The sequence below is a fragment of the Mesorhizobium sp. WSM4308 genome, assembly GCF_002294905.1.
Taxonomy (GTDB): Bacteria; Pseudomonadota; Alphaproteobacteria; order Rhizobiales; family Rhizobiaceae; genus Mesorhizobium.
In genome coordinates this window covers 1-1503 of sequence record NZ_NSFW01000046.1, presented here as the reverse complement: position 1 = coordinate 1503, position 1503 = coordinate 1, and the positions used below count along the sequence as shown (strand labels likewise).

Here is a 1503-nt window from a genome sequence, read left to right as displayed (position 1 = left end):
CCGCACACTGCGAGCTGCTTGTCCATGTTCTGCTTGATCTTGTGCATGGGGACATGGCCCGGGCCTTCGATCATCACCTGGCAGTCCTTTGCCCAGGCAATCTTGGTGAGTTCTCCAAGTGTTTCCAGTTCGGCGAATTGCGCCGCGTCGTTCGCATCGGCGATTGAACCGGGACGAAGGCCGTCGCCGAGCGAGAAGGAGACGTCATAGGCTCTGGCGATGTCGCAGATCTCCTCGAAATGCTCGTAGAGGAAGCTCTCCCGGTGATGGTGCAGGCACCATTTGGCCATGATCGAGCCGCCGCGCGAGACGATGCCCGTGACCCGGTCGACGGTCAGCGGGATGTAGTGCAGCCGCACGCCGGCGTGGATGGTGAAATAGTCGACGCCTTGCTCGGCCTGCTCGATCAGCGTGTCGCGGTAGACCTCCCAGTTCAGATCCTCGGCGATGCCGTTGACCTTTTCCAGCGCCTGATAGAGCGGCACCGTACCGATCGGCACCGGCGCATTGCGCACGATCCAGTCGCGGATGTTGTGGATGTTGCGGCCGGTCGACAGGTCCATCACCGTGTCCGCGCCCCAGCGGATCGCCCAGACCATTTTTTCGACCTCTTCGGCCATCGATGATGTGACAGCCGAGTTGCCGATGTTGGCGTTGATCTTGACCAGAAAATTGCGACCGATGATCATCGGCTCGCTCTCGGGATGATTGATGTTGGCGGGAATGATTGCGCGTCCGCGCGCCACCTCGTCGCGCACGAATTCGGGTGTGACGAAATCTGGGATCGCCGCGCCGAAGGCTTCGCCGTCGCGTTGCAGCTTGCCGCGCATCACCTCGCGGCCGAGATTCTCGCGGATGGCTACGAACTCCATTTCTGGCGTGATGATGCCGGCGCGCGCATAGGCAAGTTGGGTCACCGCCTTGCCCTGCTTGGCCTTGAGCGGCCGATTGCGTATCGGAAATTCCGGTGTCAGGCGCTCGCCGGTGGCGAATCCATTGTCTTCCGGCCGGACGTGGCGGCCGTCATAGGCTTCGACATCGCCACGCGCCGTGACCCATTCGTGGCGAAGCCGGGCAAGGCCTTTTTCGATGCTGGTTTCGACTGATGGATCGGTGTAGGGGCCGGACGGATCGTAGACGGTGACGGGCGGTTCGCCGGCCGTCGGATGGACGGAAATCTCGCGCATCGGCACCCTGATCTGCGGGTAGAGGACGCCGGGCTTGTGGATTTTCCGCGAGGCGGGCAGTGGTCCCGTCGACACGGCGGGGGTGAGGGCATTCATCGTGAGGCTCCTTTGCTCATGCATTGGAGACCCAGTTCTGTGCCGGAAGGATGAAAAGACGCTTTGCTCGACCTGCCGAAACAGGACCTCGGGCGTAAACTCCCGCAAAGCGCTTGCACCGTCCCTACGCCAGTATGAACTGGATCAGGTTCAACGGGTCACTGCGCCGCGAAAGCCAGCAGTATCTCAGCCCCTTGCCGGGACTCCCCTGGTGAATGCC

General features: G+C 62.0%; 1 protein-coding gene and 1 riboswitch. The gene reads right to left on the bottom strand.

Going from position 1 to position 1503, the window contains the following annotated elements:
* The coding region (gene thiC / locus CK227_RS36035) for a phosphomethylpyrimidine synthase ThiC (RefSeq protein ID WP_095776202.1) at positions 1-1283 on the bottom strand (1283 nt) is incomplete at its 3' end.
* A gap of 103 nt (positions 1284-1386) precedes the next feature.
* A riboswitch (TPP riboswitch) is annotated at positions 1387-1503 on the bottom strand.